The organism is Beggiatoa leptomitoformis (assembly GCF_001305575.3).
In the GTDB taxonomy this organism is placed as follows: domain Bacteria; phylum Pseudomonadota; class Gammaproteobacteria; order Beggiatoales; family Beggiatoaceae; genus Beggiatoa; species Beggiatoa leptomitoformis.
Map to the genome: position 1 here is coordinate 3540795 of NZ_CP012373.2, position 20179 is coordinate 3560973.

Consider the following 20179-nt stretch of genomic DNA (forward strand, 5'->3'; position numbering starts at 1 on the left):
ATGTTATTTGCTATTTTCGGCAGATGTTATGGGTTCAACAAGTGGTATATGATAATCTGTTAATATTGCATTGATAGCGGGTTGATTGCGCTCAATTGCTTGTTCTATCATATTTTTCCATTCAGGCTCACCCCGTCTAACCCCCATAGCCATTGCAAAATCGAATTGTATATCGGCTTCTGAAGTTAGTGGTAATAAAACCAGTTCTTGTTGTCCTTTGAGTTTGTTTGCAAAATAGCCCGCAACAGGCCCCCAAATAAAAACCATATTTAGTTTTTTATTAACAAGGTCTTGCTCTATCACTTGTCCTGCATAGTAGTTAGGGTCACCATTCATAATTTGGTAAGAAACTGCTTGATTCATCAGTCCATTTTTTAAAATCCATGTGACGGATGGTGCAGGGGCAAACATGCCAATTTTGAGCTGTTGTTTACGCTCAGGGGGTAATTGTAATAAATCCGTTGGGGTCTTGATGTCATCCCAACCACTGCCTTTAATGTAAACCAGTGTATAAGTCGAGCGGTAATAGGCTTTAGTATTCGCTGTCATATCAAAGCCTTTTGGAACACCCATAACAATATCACATTCAAATCGACCTTTATCGTCTGACCATTTACGCAAGGTGGTTTGTATAAATCCCATGCGTTGTGGAAACCAGGTGTATTCAATCGGTAACTTTAGGTCTTTGGCGATGAGTTCAGCAATTTTGTTTTCAAAACCGCTTAGGTTTTGATGGGAAAAAGGCAAATTGTTGGGGTCTGCACAGACACGAAATGCGGTAGGAAGCGCGGGTTTAGTTTCTTCGGCGTAACTAGGAATATTGGTTAAACATAGCGTTGAGAATATTAGCGGCAGGATATATTGCGCAATACGGAACATGGCGGATTCCTCTGAGAAAACAAATCCTTTGGGGGAAACACGGCGAAGGGGTTCGCCGTGTTTAAGAATGAGGTAATAACCTCTATTATTTTAATTTTTCGGGGCGACCGGGGAGTAAAACACCATCAGAGCGGGCGCGTAAATATGCCCATAATTCATCTAAGTGAGGCATAACATTAGGATTATCTTTCCACGATGGCATGATACCAATTTGTCCTTTAAAACCTTCAGTAACTGAGTGGACAAAGCGTTCTTTTGGAAAATCTTTTAGGCGTTCAACAAGGCTGGGTGCAAAGGAACTACCTATAGCGTCTTGGGCATGGCAAACATAGCAAACCGAATGAAAAACTCGCCAACCTTTGAAAGTTGTGCCGTCCACTTTGCAAGCATTATTTTCACAGACAACTTCATAAGGTTTTTCTGTGGGATTGGTTGATGCGGTTGTTGCAACAGGTGCAGTTTCTGTGGGTTTTGCCTCAGAGGTAGCAGGTGCTGATTCAGTGGTTGTTGGGGGGGGAACTGGTTGAGAATTTTGGGTTGGGACAACATCTGTTGTGGGCGCAGGTGCTCCTTCTCCCGTTGTTGCGGGGGTTTCGGCAATTAACAAAGAGCTATTCAATAAGCCTCCCACACAAAGTGTGGCAGTGAAAAATAAGACAGACTTTTTCATTACAAACTTCCTCCAAGTGGATCATGTAACGTGTTCCATACCTTAAGTTTTGTTATACCACCCCACTTATTATGATTGCTTTAGGAGTATGGAAACCGTTGTTTATTATATAAAGGTAATCTTAAGACATAAAAAAACCCGACAGCTAGAATACCACTGTCGGGTACTAATTATAGAGTGTTTTTTGATAAGGTGCATTTTATGCACCCATCAAAAAGATTAATTTTTACTTATGTATCATTAAGCCATTAATCTGGCAATGCAAATACTGTCATCACACCGCCTAGTTGGGTGTAAGCACTGAGTTGTTTGAACGCACCAACAGCCCCTAAACCTTCTGTGCTTTTGCTCAAGCCTGCAGCCATACCGATACCTGCCCAGCCACCAATCCCTGATAAAACAGCAACATACTGTTTGCCTTTATGGGTATAAGTGTTGATATTACCGATAATGCCTGAGGGGGTTTTGAAACGATAGAGTTCTTTACCCGTGGTTGCATCAACTGCTTTGAGATAGCCTTCTAGTGTACCGTAGAAGACGACATCACCTGCGGTAGAAAGAACGCCGCTCCACACAGCGAAGGCTTCAGGCAGTGACCAGACGATTTTACCTTGTATCGCATCCCATGCAATGAAGTTACCTAAACCACCATGGCTATTGGGAGCGGGGAACATGCTGAGGGTCGCGCCAACAAAGGGTTGACCTGCAACGTATGAAATGTCATACGGTTCATAGTCCATGCAAACATGGTTCGTCGGAACGTAGAGCAGTCCTGTTTTGGGGGAGTAGGATGAGGGTTGTTGGTCTTTAGAACCCAGTGCTGCAGGGCAAACGCCTTTTGTATTAACGTCAGGGCCATTTTGCGCGGTGCTATATTTAGCAACGACTTCTGGACGACCTGTTTCTTTATCAACATGGGTTGCCCAGTTGACAGCAGGATCGTATTTTTCAGCAACGAGCAATTCACCTGTTTCACGGTCTAAGGTGTAACCAAAGCCGTTGCGATCCATGTTGACGAGGAGTTTACGAGGTTTGCCTTGAAATTCTTTGTCGACAAGGATATTTTCGTTGACACCGTCATAATCCCATTCATCATGAGGGGTTTTTTGATAGAACCATTTTGCCATCCCTGTATCGGCATCACGCGCCATGATGGTCATGGACCATTTGTTGTCACCGGGACGTTGTGAGGGGTTCCATGTGCTGGGATTACCTGTGCCGTAGTACACCAGATTTAAAGCGGGATCGTAGGTGTACCAGCCCCAAGTAGTACCGCCACCAATTTTCCATTGGTCGCCTTGCCAAGTTGAGACGCTGGAGTCTTTACCAATGGGTTTGAGCATGGCTGTGGTTTTTTCTGGGTCAACCAGCATGTCTTTATCAGGTCCAACACTGAAGGCTTGCCATGCAACAGAGCCATCTTTGATGTTGTAAGCGGTTAAACGTCCACGTACACCAAATTCACCACCGCTAATCCCCGTTAAAATCTTATCTTTAACAACAAGAGGGGCGTTGGTGTTGGTTTCGCCTTTGCTGGGGTCACCGTTTTTGATGCTCCATATCACGTCACCTTTTTTCGCATCTAAGGCGACAAGCGTTGTATCTGCTTGTTGGAGGAAGATTTTACCATCGGCGTAGGCTAAACCACGGTTGACCGTGTCGCAGCACATAACGGCAATAACATCGGCATTTTGTTTAGGTTCATAGGACCAGACGACGGTTTGGTCATTCAAGTCAATGGCGAAAACTTTATTGGGGAAGGGAGTGTGAACATATTGCATGTCACCGATAACCAGCGGACCACCTTCATGACCACGTAAAACGCCTGTGGAAAATGTCCAAACAGGGCGAAGTTCTTTAACATTTTTGTTGGTGATTTGGTCAAGGGTGCTGTAGCGTGTCCCCGAGTAGTTACCACCCCACATTACCCATTGGTTGGGGTCTTGTTGCAATTTGAGCAGTTCGTCATTTGCTTGGACTTGTCCACCCACTGCTACGGTGAGTAATGCGGCAGAACATAAGGTCGCTAACAGTTTTTTATTCATAACACTCTCCATTTCTTCTTTGGGTTTTTCGATGCGCAAAACAAAGGTTCAAACAGTTTTTATCGTTAAAGTAAATGTCTGAAACCGCATCTATTATTACAATGACGGTATTTCATTGTGCTAAAAAAACAATTTGTTCCTTTGGTATTATAAAGTGAGTTGATTTATTTATTATTTTAACCAATTTGACTCACCACCAGCCGTTTGTGGTTATGTAGTAACCACTTTTTATGAACCATAGTGCAGGTTTTCAACCACACGTTACAGAGCATAGCACAAGATTTTCGTAAAGTTGTATAAAAAATATTGATTGAATGAATAAGGAGTATTGAATTTATCAGGGGCTTTTTGTTGAAAGAAGGGATGTTTCTTCTTGTACGCTTGGTAAAATTAGGATAAATGTTGTGCCTTTGCCTTCTTCACTTTCGCAATGAATATTGCCTTGCATGGCTTCAGAGAGCTTTTTAACAATAAATAGTCCTAATCCTGTGGAGTGTTCATCGCCTGTTGGTTTGGGGGTTAGACGGGCGAATTTGGTAAATAGTTTAGCTTGGTCGGTCGTGCTTAAGCCGTAGCCTTGGTCTTGTATGGAAAATATAACCTGTTGTGCTTGTTTTTGTAGGTTAATATAAATCGTTTTGTGTGCTGGGGAGTATTTGATTGCATTAGATATGAGGTTGTCGAGAATTTGTTGTAGTGCCGTTAAATCGGCATGAATGAGATATTCGTACTCATCATGTTTTGTTTTTATACGTAAATCTTTTTTTTTGGCATGTTCATTATGTTGTTTTAATTGGTTACGTAAAATGGGAAGAAAATCTAAAGGTTCTAACGAGAGTGTTAGTCGTCCAGATTCAATTTTATCTACGTCCAATAAGTTTTTTATGAGTTGAAACATACGCCTTGCTGTGCTGTCAATTTTGCTAGCGTATTCCCCAATTTTGGCAGTGGGTAGCTCGTTACAAGATTTGTGTAGCACTTCAGCAAGCAGTTGAATCGCTGAGAGTGGATTTTTTAAGTCGTGGGCAGCGATAGTTAGCAGTTCACTTTTTTCTTCATTAAGTTGTTGGAGAAGCTCATTTTTTATTTGTAAATTGTGTTGTAATTCACGAATAGTTAAATGTGTGTGAATTCGCGCTAAGACTTCTTCTGTTTGAATGGGTTTGGTTACATAATCTACTGCACCTAACTTAAAACCCATGATTTTATTGCTAGATATAGCTAAGGCACTCATAAAAATAATGGGTATATCGTAGGTTAAAGGGTCTGCTTTGAGTAAACGACAGGTTTCAAAACCATTAATGCCGGGCATCATGACATCCAGTAAAATGATATTAGGTAATTCTGCACGAGCCTGTTGTAATGCCGTTTCTCCATTAGATGCAATAAGCACTCGGTAGCCTTGTTCAACTAAACACGTTAATAAAATATCGATATTTGCTGAAATATCATCAACAAGTAATACGGTTTGATTTGGAAGAGGTAAATTCATTATCAATTGTAAGAAATGGTTAAGAGAAAATTATTATATTATGTGGTTCATATATACAAATATATACTTTACAAAACAATAAATTGATTATTTTTACTGAAAATAGTGCCATTATTAGCACGTTAGAATTAGGTTGCCATGTCAAAACCCAGAGATAGCTTTTACGAACAATCGGGTGTTATTCCGTTCATGCGACTGCAAGAGGAATTACATCTTGTCTTAATCACATCGAGCAGTAAACGACAACGTTGGATTGTTCCCAAAGGAATGGTTGAAAAAAACCTTACGCCTGCTGAATCTGCAACGAAAGAGGCATGGGAAGAGGCGGGTATTGTGGGTTATACCTATCCTCATGTTGTTGGGGAGTATCAGTATCCAAAGTGGGGGGGGATTTGTCGAGTACAACTCTTTCTCCTTGAGGTTGAACAACTGTTGACAACATGGGAAGAAGATAAAATACGTTCCCGCCGTTTGGTTACACCTACAGAAGCCTATCACTTATTAGATGTTCCAGCGGTAAAAAATATTGTCCTTCAGCTCCCTTCCTTACTCTCTAGCATGATAAGCCCATAAACAGGATAAAGAATGAATATTCCTGCTTAACTTTCTTTTACATTATCAATTTTTTACGTTAGACTCTTAAGCAAATACTTTAAAAACGGTTTTTGAGAGTTGATCAGGCAGTCGCTCTGTTTTTTAAACAGGGAGGAAAGTCCGGGCTTCAAAGGACAAGGTGCCAGATAACGTCTGGGAGGCGCGAGCCTACGGAAAGTGCCACAGAAAATATACCACCTTGTAGAGAGTTTAACCGCTATCAGCAAGGTAAGGGTGAAATGGTGCGGTAAGAGCGCACCGCGTCGCTGGTAACAGAGACGGCAGGGTAAACCCTACCTGAAGCAAGACCAAATAGGGGGACGTTTTAAGTAATTGTCTTCGGACGTTTATTTAAATAACGTGTTGTCCGCACGGTTCCCGGGTAGGTTGCTAGAGGTGTTTGGTGACAAACATCCCAGAGGAATGACTGCTACAGACTTATTTTATCTCGGTAAAATAGGTTTGACAGAACCCGGCTTACCGATCAACTCTCATCTTTAATTCTTTAATGTTTATTCTGTTAGAGATAATTTCTTAATTTATCTGGGGAATAATTTATTTCCCCAGCCTATTTTATGGAGGTTATCAGCTAAGAACAAACGTTTATCTATGTTTCCAATCTATGCAAAGTATCCTACGCTACACTGAAGTTATTATTCAGTTCAGTATCGTCATGTACATCAGTTTTTTTAGGAGAGCCTAAGAATGATTGCTTCCAAATGCCTGAGCAGGTGGAGTCTATATAGTGTTTACGCCCAAACCATAAAACTTAGCTATTTTTTAAAAATTCTCTTAACACTATGGGTATTTTGCATAACACCTTCGGCTTTTGCCTTAACATTTTTACAAGCACAGATTGACGGCACAAATGGCGTTGATGGTATTGCAAGACCAAATGGGATTGCTACTAGTCCTGATGGTCTATTTGTGTACGTAACAAGCTCTATTGATAACGCAATCACGGTTTTTCAACGCGACACCGTTAGCGGTTCTGCAACACTTGGACAATTAATCTTTGTACAAGTGGTGCGCAGCACTGACATTTCTGGTGCAGGTTTGGTGGGCGCAAATTCTGTAGCGATTAGTCCTGATGGACGACATCTTTATGTAACAGGGGTTACGGACAGCAGTTTAACCGTTTTTACCCGTAATACGACAACAGGGATGTTAAGTCTGGTAGAAGTACAAAAAGACGGTGTAGGAACTGTTACAGATATGTTATTTGCCAATGTAGTGACGCTAAGCCCTGATGGTACGCGTGTTTATGTTACAGCGGCAGGAGATAATGCGCTTAATGTGTTTGCACGAGATAGCAATACAGGTGTTTTAACCCTTTTAGGCGTGCAAATTGACGGGGTTAATGGTGTAGATGGCTTGGCTGGGGCTGCCGATGTCAAAGCAATCAGTGATGGCACTAATACGTTTATTTATGTTGCAAGTTCAAATGATAACGCTGTTACTGTGTTTGCAAAACAAAGCAGTGGTGAGTTAGTTTTTATAAAAACATATAAGGATGGTGTAGATGACATCAGCAATTTATTGGGTGCAAATGGTTTAGCATTTAGCCCAACAAATAGCCAGCTCTATGTTGCTAGTGCGACAAGTAGCTCACTGACGAGCTTTACCCGCAATAGCGATGGCACATTGGTATTTTCAGCCGTCTATAACAATAATCAAAACGGATTTACAGGACTTTCAGGCGCGCGCAATGTAGCAGTTAGCACTGATGGCACAAAGGTTTATGTTGCAGGTTTTAATGATAATGCAGTGGTTAGTTTGAAGCGAGATGCGACAGGGGTATTAACCGTTGATGATGTTGCGAAACAAGGGACAACGGCTAGCAGTTTACAAGGCATCTCAGCGATTGCAACAACAGGGGCTTATCTTTATGCCGTGGCTTATTACAGTGGTGCTGTTAATGCCTTTGTTGGGTCTAGCGAAAACTTACAAATTAGTAATACCGCAAGCGCGACAACACTAGAAATCAATACCGCATTTACCTATACCGCAACAGTCAGTAACACAGGGTTAGCCGCCAATAATGTCACCGTCACCATCACATTACCCACAGGTATCATCTTAAATAGTAGCCAAACATTACCCAGCGAATGTAGTGCATCAAGCAGTAGCCTTATTTTATGCAGTCTGACAACCTTGGCTGAGGGGCAAAGCGTTCCCTTTGTACTTCCCTTAAAAACCAGTACAACAGAAGGAACACTCACCTTAAAAAGTCAGGTAACCAGTACCAAAACCACCACCGCCAAAACCACCACGCAAGCAATTACAGTACAAACTGTCAAAGTTGATTTGGAACTGATTGACGTATTTGCCACACCATCGACAGCCAGCGTCAACACCAACTTTAACTACACCATCAGTTTACAAAATAAGCAAAATACCGCTTCAGGGGTGACGTTAAGCGCGACATTACCAACAGAAGTGAGTTATGTTTCAGGTTCGCAAGGTTGCAGTAGCACAACATCCAGCACGGTAACATGTGCTTTGGGTGTTTTAGATGCGTTAGGCAATGCGACCACAACCGTTACCCTAGTGGTAAAAGCAACCAATATTGCAACGGCTGCAACGGCAAGTTTTAGCGTTGCCAGCAGTAATACCGATGCCAATAGTAGCAATAACAGCAAATCGTTAAGTGTGAGTATTACAGGCAGTGTTGCTGAAGTCAGCGCGAGCATTACCAGCGACCGTGACAGTGTTTTAGTCGATGAAAATATCACTTATATCGTGACGGTTGTGAATAATGGCCCTAGCAGTACTGCCGCAGAGTTAACGGCCTCATTAGTGGGCAATGCAACAATAAGTAGTGTGAGTGCAGCTAATGGGTTATGTAGTACCGTGACGAATAACAGTTTCACATGTACGCTGTCAGCAATTGGCGTAACCACAACTAGTAATACAACAACCGTAACCATTGTCGCTAAAGCAACTGCTTTGGGTGGTGCAACATTAGGCGCGGTTGTTGCCCCAACGGTTTATGATCCAACCACGCCGAATACAGCCAGTCGCACCGTTACGATTACCTCTCCATCAGCCGATATTAGTGTGGATTTAACCGCCAGTCCTAGCCCTGTTCTTGCGGGTAATAATTTAACTTATACCGCAACCGTTACAAATGCAGGCCCTTCTACAGCAAGTACGGTCACGCTTACCCAAACCTTACCAACAGGTGCTACGGTGGTGGGTACGCCCAGTATTACGAGCGGACAATGTACGGTTGCTAGTAATATTATTACATGTACAGTCAGTAGTTTAGGGACGGCTGCTACGCAAAATGCCGTTGTTATGACCAGTGTGATACAACCCACAACATCAGGGTCTTTAAGCAGTACACTCAGTGCAACAGTTGCTACACCTACCGATAGCAATACGGCAAACAACAGTAAAACGCTAATAACTGCCGTCACTCAATCCAATGCCGACCTAGAAATTAATGCACTGACAGCGACACCTGACCCCGTGTTGGTTGGTAATTTGGTAAGTTACAGTACCACTATAAAAAATAATGGCGCAGACAGCGCAAGTGCTGTGGTCTTAACCCAAACCTTAGACAGTAACGTTGCATTTATTTCCGCCTCTAACACTGCATGTAATTATGCTGCAAGCGTTGTTACCTGCAATTTAGGCATGGTGACAAAAGACCAAAGCGTTACCGTGACAATCATTGCGCAACCCAGCACTTTAGGGACGATTAGCTTTACTGCAAAAGTTGCCAGTGATTCAGCCGACTCTGTTACTACAAATAATCAACAAACGATTACAACGCAAGTAAGTAGCCCAACAACCCTAATTTATGTTGGTACATTAAAGGATGGGAGTAACGGGCAGAACATGCAGCGGGCAAACGGTGTTACGGTTAGCCCTGATGGTAAACATGTTTATGTCAGCAGTTTTGGTAGTAATGCTGTCAATATATTTACCCGCGATGCAGTCAATGCAGGACAATTAACCTATGTCAGCAGTGCTATTAATGGCACAAACGGTGTGACAGGACTGGGGGGAGCAAGCAATGCGTCTGTTACCCCTGATGGCAAGCATTTGTATGTAGCGAGTTTTACCGATAGCAGCTTGGCGGTATTTAGTCGGGATGCTTCCAGTGGCGTATTAAGTTTTATCACTAGTTACAGTGGTTTATCGGGTGCATTTGATGTAAAAACGACGGATAGTTATGTTTACGTTGCGAATGTGAATGATGATTCCATTACTGTTTTTAGCCGTGATGCAACAACGGGTAAATTAACCGTCGTTGAAACGCAACGAACAGGTTTGCTAGATGGTGTTGTCGGTTTAACCCTAACGACTGATGGTAAACAATTATTAGCGGCTGCATCAGTCAGTAACAGCATTAATGTGTATAACCGTGATATCAGCACAGGCGCATTAACGTTATTACAAACCTTAACCAACAATACGAATGGTGTAACGGGCTTAAATGGGGTTAGCGGGTTATCTGTGACAACCGATGGAAAATTTGCTTATGCTGTCAGTGGTACTGACAACGCAGTCGTTACTTTTAGTCGCAATCTGGAAACAGGGATATTGAGCTTTGTCCAAGTATTACGTGATGGTGTGGATGGATTAGATGGATTAGGTGGCGCGTTTGCTGTGTTGGCTAGCCCTGATGGTAATTATGTTTATGTCACTGCAACCTCAGATAATGCAATTACTGTTTTCGTCCGCAATCTTTCAACGGGTGCATTAACACTGCTTGATTCTCTCGTTGATGGCGTTGAGACAGTTGATGGACTGGCAGGCGCGCGGGGTTTAGCACTTAGTACGGGGGGGGCAAATGTTTATGTCACAGGCTTTAATGATAATGCTGTTTCAACTTTCCGTATTTCTAGCGCGGATGTAAGCCTAAGTTTACAAGCAAATCCCAGCGGCGCATTGTTGGTTGGTGCTAACTTAAGTTATGTCCTGACCGTTACGAATGCAGGTTCAGATACCGCAACAGGTGTTACTGTGCGTGATACTTTGCCTGCAGGGGTAAGTTTTGTCAGCGCAAGTACGTCGCAAGGTGTATGTAGTCAAGCAAGCAATATTGTGACATGCAGTTTAGATAGTCTTGCAACAGGTAAGACTGCCACTATCACGCTACTAGTACAAACTGTCAGCGCGGGCAAATTAAGTAATAGTGCGATTGTTGGCGCTAACCAGTTTGACCCAGACAGTAGCAACAATAGCGCGAGTGTAGAAAATACCGCCGCAACAACGGCTGACTTAACCATCACGATGACGGCAAGCCCAAATCCTGCCAGTCAGTTTGGTGATTTAACCTACACTATCACAATGACTAATAACGATAATACTAATACCGCACAAGGTATTTACCTAACTGACCTTTTGCCCACAAACACAACTTTTTCGTCAGCAATGGTTGGGACAGATAGTAGTGCATGTGAATATGATAGTAGTTTACGCACGGTCACTTGTTTATTAAGCAGTTTACCCGCGAAACAAAGTGCCATAGTAAATATTGTTGTTGTTACCGCAGAAGCAGGGACGTTAACCAACACGGTTAATGTAGTGACAGATACCGTTGACCCGACAGCGAATACAGCAACACTTGCGGTGGAAGTTGTATTGAATATTATCAGTGAAACAATTGATAATACAGGTAAAACTATTACAAACTATACGATATCTACCACAGGTGGTGTGCGTAACGGGACATTTGCAGGCACGATAGTTAATCAAGGCTTAATTTATAGCGCGGCAGGTGGCACGGTAGAAATTTTAGAAAATGCCGAAGTACGCGGTGGCGGAAAATTAGGCGGAACAATCAATAATCACGGTACGATTCGTAATATGACGCTGTTAGGTGGTACGGTGATTAGTGGTGGTGTTCTTCGTGGCACAATTCGTGGCTTCCCCGCAGCACCTGCAACCTTACAAGGTGTGTTAGTTGGTGCAAATGCCTATTTGGAATATGTCATTCTTGCGCCTGATGTCACCCTTGATGCCTCCGTGACGCTTGGGGCTGGTGTACGTTTCCAAAGCAGCACTAATATACCCGCAGGCATTGATTTAACTAATTTATATCCTAGCTTGACCGACCCAGCAACAGGTAGTCAAGTTGTTGACCTTAGTACAGATATTGTTGCAGGTACTGATTTACTATCGGCTATTAATGCGTTACCTGACTTAAAAAATTACGGCTTGGCGTTTACACAATCAGCAACGGGTTTAATGACGTTGGTATTAGGCACGGATCATATTGTCGTCATGCCTGTTAGCGTTAAACAAGCCAGTGCGAGCCAAGTCGCGGGTATTACAATCAATGCGGACGGCAGCGCGATAATTATTACAGCAACCCGTCGGGAAGTGGTGGTACAACCTGCTGTAGAAGACAGTAGTGCATTACGCACCGCATTGGGTGTGCTAGGGGTGAGCAGTTACGATTACTTGTCAGATGGTACGTTAAAAATGCCTGTGGACAGTAGTTTGTACTTTAAAGCACGTCCAGCGTTGGTGACAACACAAAGTAATGGTGTGACAGGACTTAGTTTCCAAGCGTCGCCTTATACAAGCAATGCGATTGTTACCTTGTTCAAATATGGCGCAGTTCGCCAGCAGTATTTATATGGTACACCTGTTGACCGTTCTCAACTCAATGATGTTTTACAAGATATTCCTAACGTTCGTTCAGTGCAATTAAATGAAAATGGCACAGGCATCGTGCAGATTGGTAGTCGCACATATATCGTGGTATTTGACTATGTTGTACGTACAGGAACACCCAGTTCTATCACGCAGTTGCAAATTATTGCTGACCAAAATGGTGATGGGGCTGAAGATGCGTTAGTGGTGTATATGAATGGTGATAGACAGATTATTTATGTCATTCCACAACCTGAATTACCTGTGGATATACAAGCCATTCCAGCCGTTAAAAGTGCTGGTTATACCGTGAGTAGTGATGCAGATGAGAACTTGCTCTTGAGTCGTGGCAATGTGCGATTGTTGCTTAAACCTACTGAGATTGTGCAATTGCAAGATATCTTATCCCCCATCATGACAATTTATGATGACGGACATGTTTTGTTCATTACCCCGACAGCCCGTCAAGTTACCACGCAACCGCTGGTCCAAGATTTAGCCGCCTTTACAACAGGTGTACAAGCACTAGGGTTCAGTAGCGTTATTCAAAATAGTAACGGCAATTTGTTATTACAAACAACTAACGCATCGGTTAGTAGTGTTGCTCGCCCATCCTATGCAGCAACCCTAGCACTGGTAAATAATAGTCTAGGGGTGTCCAGTCTAAGCTATATATTGCCTAATTTAACCACGTTACGTTTAGGCTTCCGTGACACAAATGGAACAATATGGCAACAGTTGATTTATCCCGCCGCAAAAGAGCCTGAAAATTTACGTGCCTTTTTCCAAAATATGCCCTCAGTTCAAACAGTATTGTTTAATAATGACGGGACATTACAGGTTAATAATGCACAGTATAACTTTATAGGGCGGTTTGATTATGTTGTGACCGCAACAGGCATACCGACCAGTGGTATCCAATTTTCTACACAGCCAGACGCAAATGCTGATGGGTTGACTGACTTTGTGGTGACATACGGTAATGGGGATCGGCAACTTATCTATCGTCTGCCGCAATAATGAACAACTGCTGGAGTTTATTTTATGTTACGGATTAATCGGTTATTAATAGTCAGCTTATTATGGTTGGGGAGTTTTTCCCTTGCTTATGCCCAAGCCAGTTTGCAATTTTCCTCACCTGCATACGCGGTTAATGAGACGGATGGTGTTGTGCAAATTCTTGTAACACGTGCCGCAGACAGTGTTGGTGCTGTGACGGTGGATTACGCAACCATTGACGTAAACGCATTATCAGGGGTGGATTACACAGGCAAAGGCGGAACATTAACATGGGCAGATGGGGATTTAACTCATAAAGTCATTGAAATCCCTATTACAAAAGACACTGTTAGTGAAAACGACGAGTTATTCAGCATTATACTTACCAACCCTGTGGGAAATGCTGTTTTGGGGGTTAATACCTTAAGCAACATCACTATTATTGATACGCCTGCAAGTGGTGCGGGCAATCTTCAATTTGTTGCAACAGATTATACTGTAACAGAAAATTCTGGAGTGGCTCAGTTGGGGATTGAACGGATTGGTGGCAGTGTTGGCGCGGTCGCGGTGCAATATGCGGTAACGGGAGGGACTGCAGTTGTTGATACAGATTATGTCAGCGTAGCTGGAACATTAAACTGGAGTGCGGGTGATGCACAGACTAAAACTGTCGCGCTACCTATCTTATTAGATGAGCAAGAAGATGGTAATAAAACGGTTGTATTGAGTTTAAGTAATGCTTCAGGGGGCGCGGCACTGGGGGCGAAAAATACCAGTACGGTGATGATAGTAGATAGCTTTGGCAATGCGGTAAGTAGCTCCACAGCAGGTATTTTACAATTTTCTACTGCGTTGACAACGGTGAATGAAACCGCAGGGACTGCAAATGTCAGTGTAACCCGCACGGGTGGCACACAAGGTACGGTGTCTGTCAGCTATAGCACTAAAGACGGAACAGCCGTTGCGGGAAGTGATTACACGCTAACACAGGGTTCATTGAGCTGGGCTAATGGTGATGGTGAAGCCAAAACCGTGAGCATTCCTGTACTCACTGATAATCTGACGGAAGGCAACGAGCTTTTTACCATTTCCTTAGCTAATCCAACAGGAAACGCGCTGTTAGGTACAATTTCCAATGCTAATATAAAGCTGTTAGATGGGACAGGAAACCCCAGTACGACAACAGTCAGTGAAGCGGGAGCCGTGCAATTTGAATTCAGCAGTTATGCTGTGAATGAAAATGATGGCAACTTAACGGTTAATGTTAAACGGGTATCGGGTACGAAAGGGGATGTGCGTGTCAATTATAGTGCGCAAAATAGTACGGCGGTGAATGGTCAGGATTTTGTTTTGTCCTCAGGTCTTTTAGTCTGGGCCGATGGAAATAGTGATGTCAAAACGATTAGCATCACGTTACAAGATGATCTTGTCGCAGAACAAAATGAAAGTTTTGTCCTGAAATTATCAACGCCTACAAATGGATTGGTATTAGGCACGCCCTCAGAAACAACTATAACATTGCGTGATAATGATGCAACCCGTATTCAATTTTCTTCTAGTGACTTTCTAGTTAATGAAAATCAAGGGTTTGCTTATATTACGGTTACTCGCCAAGGCAGTAGTCAAGGACGTATTACCGTTGATTATAAAACCACTTCCAACACTGCAATAGATAATCAAGATTATCAGGGGGGCGCAGGTATGTTGGTTTGGGAGGATGGGGACGCAAGCACTAAGCGTTTTTCTATTGCTATCAATGATGATACGTTTGTAGAGGAGGCTGAAACATTCCGCATTGCGTTGAGCAATTTAACAGGCAATGGCGCGTTAGGTTCACCTGCTGAAGCGGTGATTACTATTAAGGATAATGATGCTGTTGTGGTATGTTCTAACCCTCCCCCGACGTTGATTAATTGTTATTTGGATAATACGAATAGTACCTTAACCAATGTGCGGATTACATCGATAGGTGTTGTGGTTGGTGGACAGTTATCAGGGCGGATTGACAATTTTGGTTCGGTGGATGGGGTTACTTTGTTACCCAGTACGATTTTAAACAATTATGAAGTGGGGATTGCGGGTAATTTAAGCCTTAATAGTTATGCCAATGTGATTGGTGGTTTTTTGCAAGGCAATATTGTCGGGATTGGTGATAGCCCTGCAACGCTTACCAGTACACGAATATTAACAGGTAGCTATCTGCAAAACGTCATCATCGAAGGCAATATGGTGATTGATACCGAAGTGACGATGGGGAATCAAGTACGCTTCCGTTTAAATGGAAATATTCCACCTATCGATTTATCTAATTTGTTAGGTTATACACCAGCTAACACGATGGAAATGTTGGCAGTAAATTTATATACGGATGTGTTGTTGAATAGCATACGGGGCGGTATTGTAGCCACGCTGAATGGGTTGTATGACTTAACTGAAAAAGATTGGTTTATCACACAAGATACAGAAACAGGTTATATCGCTTTTGACGGTGGGGATAAACACTATAATTTATTCCCAACTAGAGTACGTCAAGCCTTAGAGGGGCAGGTTATCAATGATATTGATTTAGGGTTGATTGTGCGAGAAGACGACCGTTTTACAGTCACTTCTCACACAGGACGTGAAGTAACGGCACATCCTGTTATTCAAGATGTTGCCGCGTTACAACGTGCCTTAGATACCTTTGTGTTACCTGTATCGCGCATTGCGATGGATACAGAAGGCAATGTTAAACTGTATTTACCGAATAAAGTGGATAACATTATCTATTACAGTATTCGGGCAGATGTTTGTTCTACACCCTTTGCACAAAATATTTCCCCTGATTTAGGCTTTGATTTATTGCCCATTCGTGAGGACCTGCTTTGTATGGGGTCAGATGCGAATATGAATGTTTTTGTTCGTAACGGGATTATTGCGTATTTGGTCTTCAATAACGGGCAATCACGTCAGTATCTATACCCAGCGGCGGCGGATGCAGCGGCATTGCGTGCTGTTTCTCAAGATACGTTACTTTATAAAAATGGTATGGCGATTATCCATATTGGTGAAGGGGTCACTCGTAAAACTTATAAGGGTTTGCTGACTTATGCCGTGACACAAGGGACTAACATTACAGGCGAGTTGGAAGTATTTGACGTGGATGACATGAATCAAGACGGCTTAGGTGACTATCTGATTGTGTATCCAAATGGCGATGGGCAGTTGATGTACAAAGTCAATTAGAAAAGAAACGCCTTTATAAGGGTTAGAAACCTTATAAAGGCGATTTCATAGCATTATATTTTTTTTACGTCGTTAGTTTTATCAACAAACAAAGGCTTTAGCTTTTCTAAATGGGGTTCTAAACGCAATGAGAGTAAGGCTGAAATGGAGAATAATGTAGATAAAACATCCAAATTAGAATCTGCCTCACTTGCTGCTGCGCGAATTCGCTGCAAAAAGTCATAATTCAGTGTTTGCATTTCCTCATAAAACATTTTTAGACCGTTTAACTCTAAGTCCGCAACGCCGCCATCTTGATGATTATAATATTGTTTAAGTAAATAAGAGGAGGTTACGCGAAAGACAATTTCATCTAAAGAAGCAAAAGGCAAATGATAATGTGCCATGCCTCGCATTTTAGATAATAAGGGGCAAGCACTGGTTGCCATGACAAATCCGATTAAGGCGCGAAGCCCTGTTTGTGCATCAGAGCGTTTAATATACTCACGTTCTGGCGTTCTAACACGCACATCCGCAGCACTACAAGATAAAATTTCACAAAATCCTAAAATAATTTCTTTTGCGTCTATTGCGGCAGGACAGTGGGAATATTCTTTCATATCTAAAGGGCAATTACTGCACTGATGAAAGTCTAATTCTGTCCAGCGAGGGTAGTCTGCTTTATTTAAAACATTAGGTCTGGGTCTTTCAAAATGAATCTTATAATGCAAGACCTTGCCATCATCCATTGTGAAGGTATATTCAATAAACATTTGCTGACTGTCGAACATAGTGGGGTACTCTCGGTCACAAATAACCCATGGACAAGAAAATTATCAACCTAATGGGTTAGTCAAATAAATATTCTATCTCTTTTAAATGTCTTTCCAACGATAAAGACAGCATAGACGAGATGGTAAACAATGTGGCGAGTACATTTAAGTTGGAATCTGCCTCGGTTGCGGCGCGGATACGCTCCAAGAAATGATAATTAACCGTCTGTGTTTCTTTAAAACGTTGTTTTAAGCCAGTAAAGTCTAAATCAATGGTTTTATTTTTTTTCTGATTATAATACTGTTCTAGCATGTAAGAGGCAGTGACACGGAAAACAGTCTCATCCAACGACGCAAAAGGTAAGTGATAATAAGCCATTCCACGCATTTTAGAAAGGAGTGGACAAGCACTGCTTGCCATGACAAAACCAATAATTGCGCGTAACCCTGTTTGTGCATCCGTGCGTTTAAAGTACTCTCGTTCAGGCGTTTTTACATGAATATCGACTTCATGACAAGAAATAATGTCAGCAAAACCTAACAAAATTTCATAAGCATCAATAGCAGGGGGACAGTGAGAATAATGTGATTGGTGTAAAGGACAATTAGGACATTGATGAAATGCTAATTGTGTCCAAGCAGGATAATTATTTTGTTCTAATAGATGTTCACGAGGTCTATGAAATTCAACTCTATAGTTTAAAACCTTACCGTCATCCATTGTGAAGGTATATTCAATATACATAGACAGACACCTAATCGTTATTATCTTGAATGATTATCCTGAATGGGTAGAAAACAGCGCATCGAAAGCACGAAACAATTGTTTTGCAATACCACAAGCGAGTTTTATGCCAATGCGAAATAACCAGCCGTGCATTCGTACATAAAACAATTTAGGGTAAACATTGAAGAAAGACTAGAACACTATGATGATTAACTGATTTGTTACATTAGAATGGTGCCGGGGGTCGGACTCGAACCGACACAGTGTTGCCACTACCAAATTTTGAGTCTGGCGCGTCTACCAATTTCGCCACTCCGGCATTAATGATGAGGACAGCAAGTTACGTAGAGTGAGTATTGTAATTTAGATGAAAAAAAAGTAAAGGTTTTTCGTAAAAAATTATGGTTAGTCTCTGATTTTTACACATCTAAAAATTCTTGTGATTGAATACTTACTTGATAATTACAAAATAATCAAAAATACGCCACAATATGTTTTGTTTATAGATATACTTCCTCTGGCATAGTTCTCTCTGGTGCTTAAGCACGCCATTGAGATGAGACAGTAAATTTTAAACTTCTCAAATTAAACAAATAATAACCACGGTTTTGATTTTTCATGGTAAATAAGGAGCATCATTTGAAACATTCATTACTTTCTATTTCCCTACTATCACTATTATTTTTACAAGGATGTGGTGGTTTATCAACAATAACAAATACACAATCCACAACAGCAACCGCAACACAAGATATGAGCGGACAGGCTGAGATAATTCCTTTTATTGACGGTGAGTCTTTTGATAGTTCCTTATCCAATTATATGAGCGAAGGTTATGGAACGCTTGAAGTAAAACCTGTAGAAGCCTTTACTGTTAATAAAGTGCCTGAACGTTTAGGCAAGTGGCTAAGAGCAATTGCTGATGCGCGGGGCAAAGTTGATGTGAAAGCCACGGCGACAACAACAGGTGTACAAAGCATGTCGTTATTCAGTATTTCTACACTGATTGAACTATTGCCAAAGCTAGAATATTACGTTTCTGAAAGAATGTTATACGGTTCTGCCACCAATTATAATGTTACCGTATTTTACACTCCAAGCACTCAGGTTGTTGATAAAGTAATCTTTAAATTAAAGCCTGATGCAGTACCAAAAATCCCCGATACCGTTATTCCCACAACAGCAGCACCCAGCAAATAAGAGAATGGGGAAAAGGTTTCGTTAGTTTAGGTCTGTTTTTTCTTGTCTGGGGAAATTTATTCCCCAGATAAAATTGACGGCTTTTAAAAGGGTAGCGTATTATCTCTCACATATATAACAAATTATTTATGAAAAAGAGAAAACCCATTACCAAACACCAGTAGTAAATCGGTCAACACTTTACATGTCTAGTTCGTATGCCTCATTCTGTCAGTAAAGTGTCGTAGCTGGATTGTATTGATAAAAGACGTATTTCCACTTAATACGTTAATTTTTATAGTAAAAGTCACAAGTATGAAGATGGAAACATCGATTATCTGTCGCAAGAGATACAAAATCTATAACACAAATAGATGGAGTAATGCTATTCTATTGAGAATAAGGATTAAGAATGGCAATTAAAATATTGTCCTATTTCCAGATTATCCCTTCTCAGCGTTGCAAGAAGCAGGGAATTGGCTCAAACCATGCGAGTTAGTCTTGATGACTTTTTCTGATCACCATTTGACGATAGCCGACTCATGAAAAGAATTCTAATTATCATCAGCCTAGCATTATTTATAGGGACGCTACCATACCCATCTCCCGCAGCTAATTCTACTCATGTTGAAAAGCTCAAGACATCGAAAAATTGTCCGCGTTGTAGTTTAGACGGTGCGAACTTAGCGGGTGCAAATCTTGCCCGAGCGAAATTGCGCGGTGCTGATTTAGGTAGGGCGCGGTTGCGCGGTGCAAATTTGCGGGGTGCCGATTTAGTCGGGGCAAACCTAGCAGGTGCTGAACTACGGCGAGTTAATTTGCGCGGTGCTAATTTGAGCAACGCCAATTTGAGCGGGGCAAATTTACGCGGCGCGAACTTACGTGGAGCAAATTTGCAGGGTGCAAATCTCTCTGGTGCTGATATGGTTGGCGCAATTATTAAGGATGCTAAATTAGATGGTGCGATTGGTGCGAATATTGATGGCTCGAAGCGTTAATTTT

General features: G+C 41.9%; 11 protein-coding genes, 1 tRNA gene and 1 other RNA gene. 6 read left to right on the plus strand and 7 right to left on the minus strand.

Annotated elements, in window-relative coordinates; genetic code table 11:
* Positions 1-3: 3 nt before the first annotated feature.
* The 4 genes from AL038_RS14965 to AL038_RS14980 all read right to left on the minus strand — a co-directional run bounded on the left by AL038_RS14965 (position 4) and on the right by AL038_RS14980 (position 5086).
* Positions 4-879: a quinoprotein dehydrogenase-associated putative ABC transporter substrate-binding protein gene (locus AL038_RS14965; protein ID WP_062154149.1), complete on the minus strand. Its 876-nt coding sequence runs from the start codon at positions 877-879 to the stop codon at positions 4-6.
* A gap of 85 nt (positions 880-964) precedes the next feature.
* On the minus strand, positions 965-1549 hold the full coding sequence (locus tag AL038_RS14970; protein ID WP_062154151.1) for a c-type cytochrome: 585 nt from the start codon (positions 1547-1549) through the stop codon (positions 965-967).
* Positions 1550-1797: 248 nt separating this feature from the next.
* Positions 1798-3594, minus strand: coding sequence for a methanol/ethanol family PQQ-dependent dehydrogenase (locus AL038_RS14975; protein WP_062154153.1), 1797 nt, complete (start codon positions 3592-3594; stop codon positions 1798-1800).
* 337 nt (positions 3595-3931) lie between these two features.
* On the minus strand, positions 3932-5086 hold the full coding sequence (locus AL038_RS14980) for a hybrid sensor histidine kinase/response regulator (protein WP_062154155.1): 1155 nt from the start codon (positions 5084-5086) through the stop codon (positions 3932-3934).
* Between the two features lie 138 nt (positions 5087-5224).
* Here AL038_RS14980 and AL038_RS14985 point away from each other — a divergent pair, with 138 nt between their 5' ends.
* The 4 genes from AL038_RS14985 (at position 5225) to AL038_RS15000 (ending at position 16519) form a co-directional block, all read left to right on the plus strand.
* The gene (locus tag AL038_RS14985) at positions 5225-5659 is read left to right on the plus strand and encodes an NUDIX hydrolase (RefSeq protein ID WP_062154157.1); all 435 of its coding nucleotides are present in this window, start codon (positions 5225-5227) and stop codon (positions 5657-5659) included.
* Between the two features lie 95 nt (positions 5660-5754).
* Positions 5755-6176: RNase P RNA component class A (rnpB, locus tag AL038_RS14990), an RNA gene on the plus strand.
* A gap of 209 nt (positions 6177-6385) precedes the next feature.
* Entirely contained in the window at positions 6386-13315 is a 6930-nt protein-coding gene (locus AL038_RS14995) for a beta-propeller fold lactonase family protein (RefSeq protein WP_062154159.1), read from the plus strand.
* Between the two features lie 24 nt (positions 13316-13339).
* Positions 13340-16519 (plus strand): Calx-beta domain-containing protein, encoded by a 3180-nt coding sequence (locus tag AL038_RS15000; RefSeq protein WP_062154161.1) that lies wholly within the window; start codon positions 13340-13342, stop codon positions 16517-16519.
* A gap of 53 nt (positions 16520-16572) precedes the next feature.
* On the opposite strand, the gene AL038_RS15005 is transcribed toward AL038_RS15000, so the two are convergent.
* The 3 genes from AL038_RS15005 to AL038_RS15015 all read right to left on the minus strand — a co-directional run bounded on the left by AL038_RS15005 (position 16573) and on the right by AL038_RS15015 (position 18317).
* Positions 16573-17289, minus strand: coding sequence for a DUF6901 family protein (locus AL038_RS15005; protein WP_062154163.1), 717 nt, complete (start codon positions 17287-17289; stop codon positions 16573-16575).
* A 58-nt stretch (positions 17290-17347) separates the two neighbouring features.
* Positions 17348-18016: a DUF6901 family protein gene (locus AL038_RS15010; RefSeq protein ID WP_062154165.1), complete on the minus strand. Its 669-nt coding sequence runs from the start codon at positions 18014-18016 to the stop codon at positions 17348-17350.
* A 214-nt stretch (positions 18017-18230) separates the two neighbouring features.
* Positions 18231-18317, minus strand: a tRNA-Leu gene (locus tag AL038_RS15015).
* 320 nt (positions 18318-18637) lie between these two features.
* Here AL038_RS15015 and AL038_RS15020 point away from each other — a divergent pair.
* Together AL038_RS15020 and AL038_RS15025 are read left to right on the plus strand one after the other, a co-directional pair.
* Positions 18638-19198, plus strand: a complete 561-nt coding sequence (locus AL038_RS15020; RefSeq protein ID WP_101539162.1) for a hypothetical protein — start codon at positions 18638-18640, stop codon at positions 19196-19198.
* Between the two features lie 521 nt (positions 19199-19719).
* Positions 19720-20175: a pentapeptide repeat-containing protein gene (locus AL038_RS15025; protein WP_062154169.1), complete on the plus strand. Its 456-nt coding sequence runs from the start codon at positions 19720-19722 to the stop codon at positions 20173-20175.
* Positions 20176-20179: the final 4 nt, after the last annotated feature.

Coding starts and splice junctions, on each gene's coding strand:
- AL038_RS15005 (WP_062154163.1), bottom strand. CDS start 17,289: ATGTTCGACAGTCAGCAAATGTTTATTGAATATACCTTCACAATGGAT.
- AL038_RS15010 (WP_062154165.1), bottom strand. CDS start 18,016: ATGTATATTGAATATACCTTCACAATGGATGACGGTAAGGTTTTAAAC.
- AL038_RS14965 (WP_062154149.1), bottom strand. CDS start 879: ATGTTCCGTATTGCGCAATATATCCTGCCGCTAATATTCTCAACGCTA.
- AL038_RS14985 (WP_062154157.1), top strand. CDS start 5,225: ATGTCAAAACCCAGAGATAGCTTTTACGAACAATCGGGTGTTATTCCG.
- AL038_RS15000 (WP_062154161.1), top strand. CDS start 13,340: ATGTTACGGATTAATCGGTTATTAATAGTCAGCTTATTATGGTTGGGG.
- AL038_RS14970 (WP_062154151.1), bottom strand. CDS start 1,549: ATGAAAAAGTCTGTCTTATTTTTCACTGCCACACTTTGTGTGGGAGGC.
- AL038_RS14975 (WP_062154153.1), bottom strand. CDS start 3,594: ATGAATAAAAAACTGTTAGCGACCTTATGTTCTGCCGCATTACTCACC.
- AL038_RS14980 (WP_062154155.1), bottom strand. CDS start 5,086: ATGAATTTACCTCTTCCAAATCAAACCGTATTACTTGTTGATGATATT.
- AL038_RS14995 (WP_062154159.1), top strand. CDS start 6,386: ATGATTGCTTCCAAATGCCTGAGCAGGTGGAGTCTATATAGTGTTTAC.
- AL038_RS15025 (WP_062154169.1), top strand. CDS start 19,720: ATGAAAAGAATTCTAATTATCATCAGCCTAGCATTATTTATAGGGACG.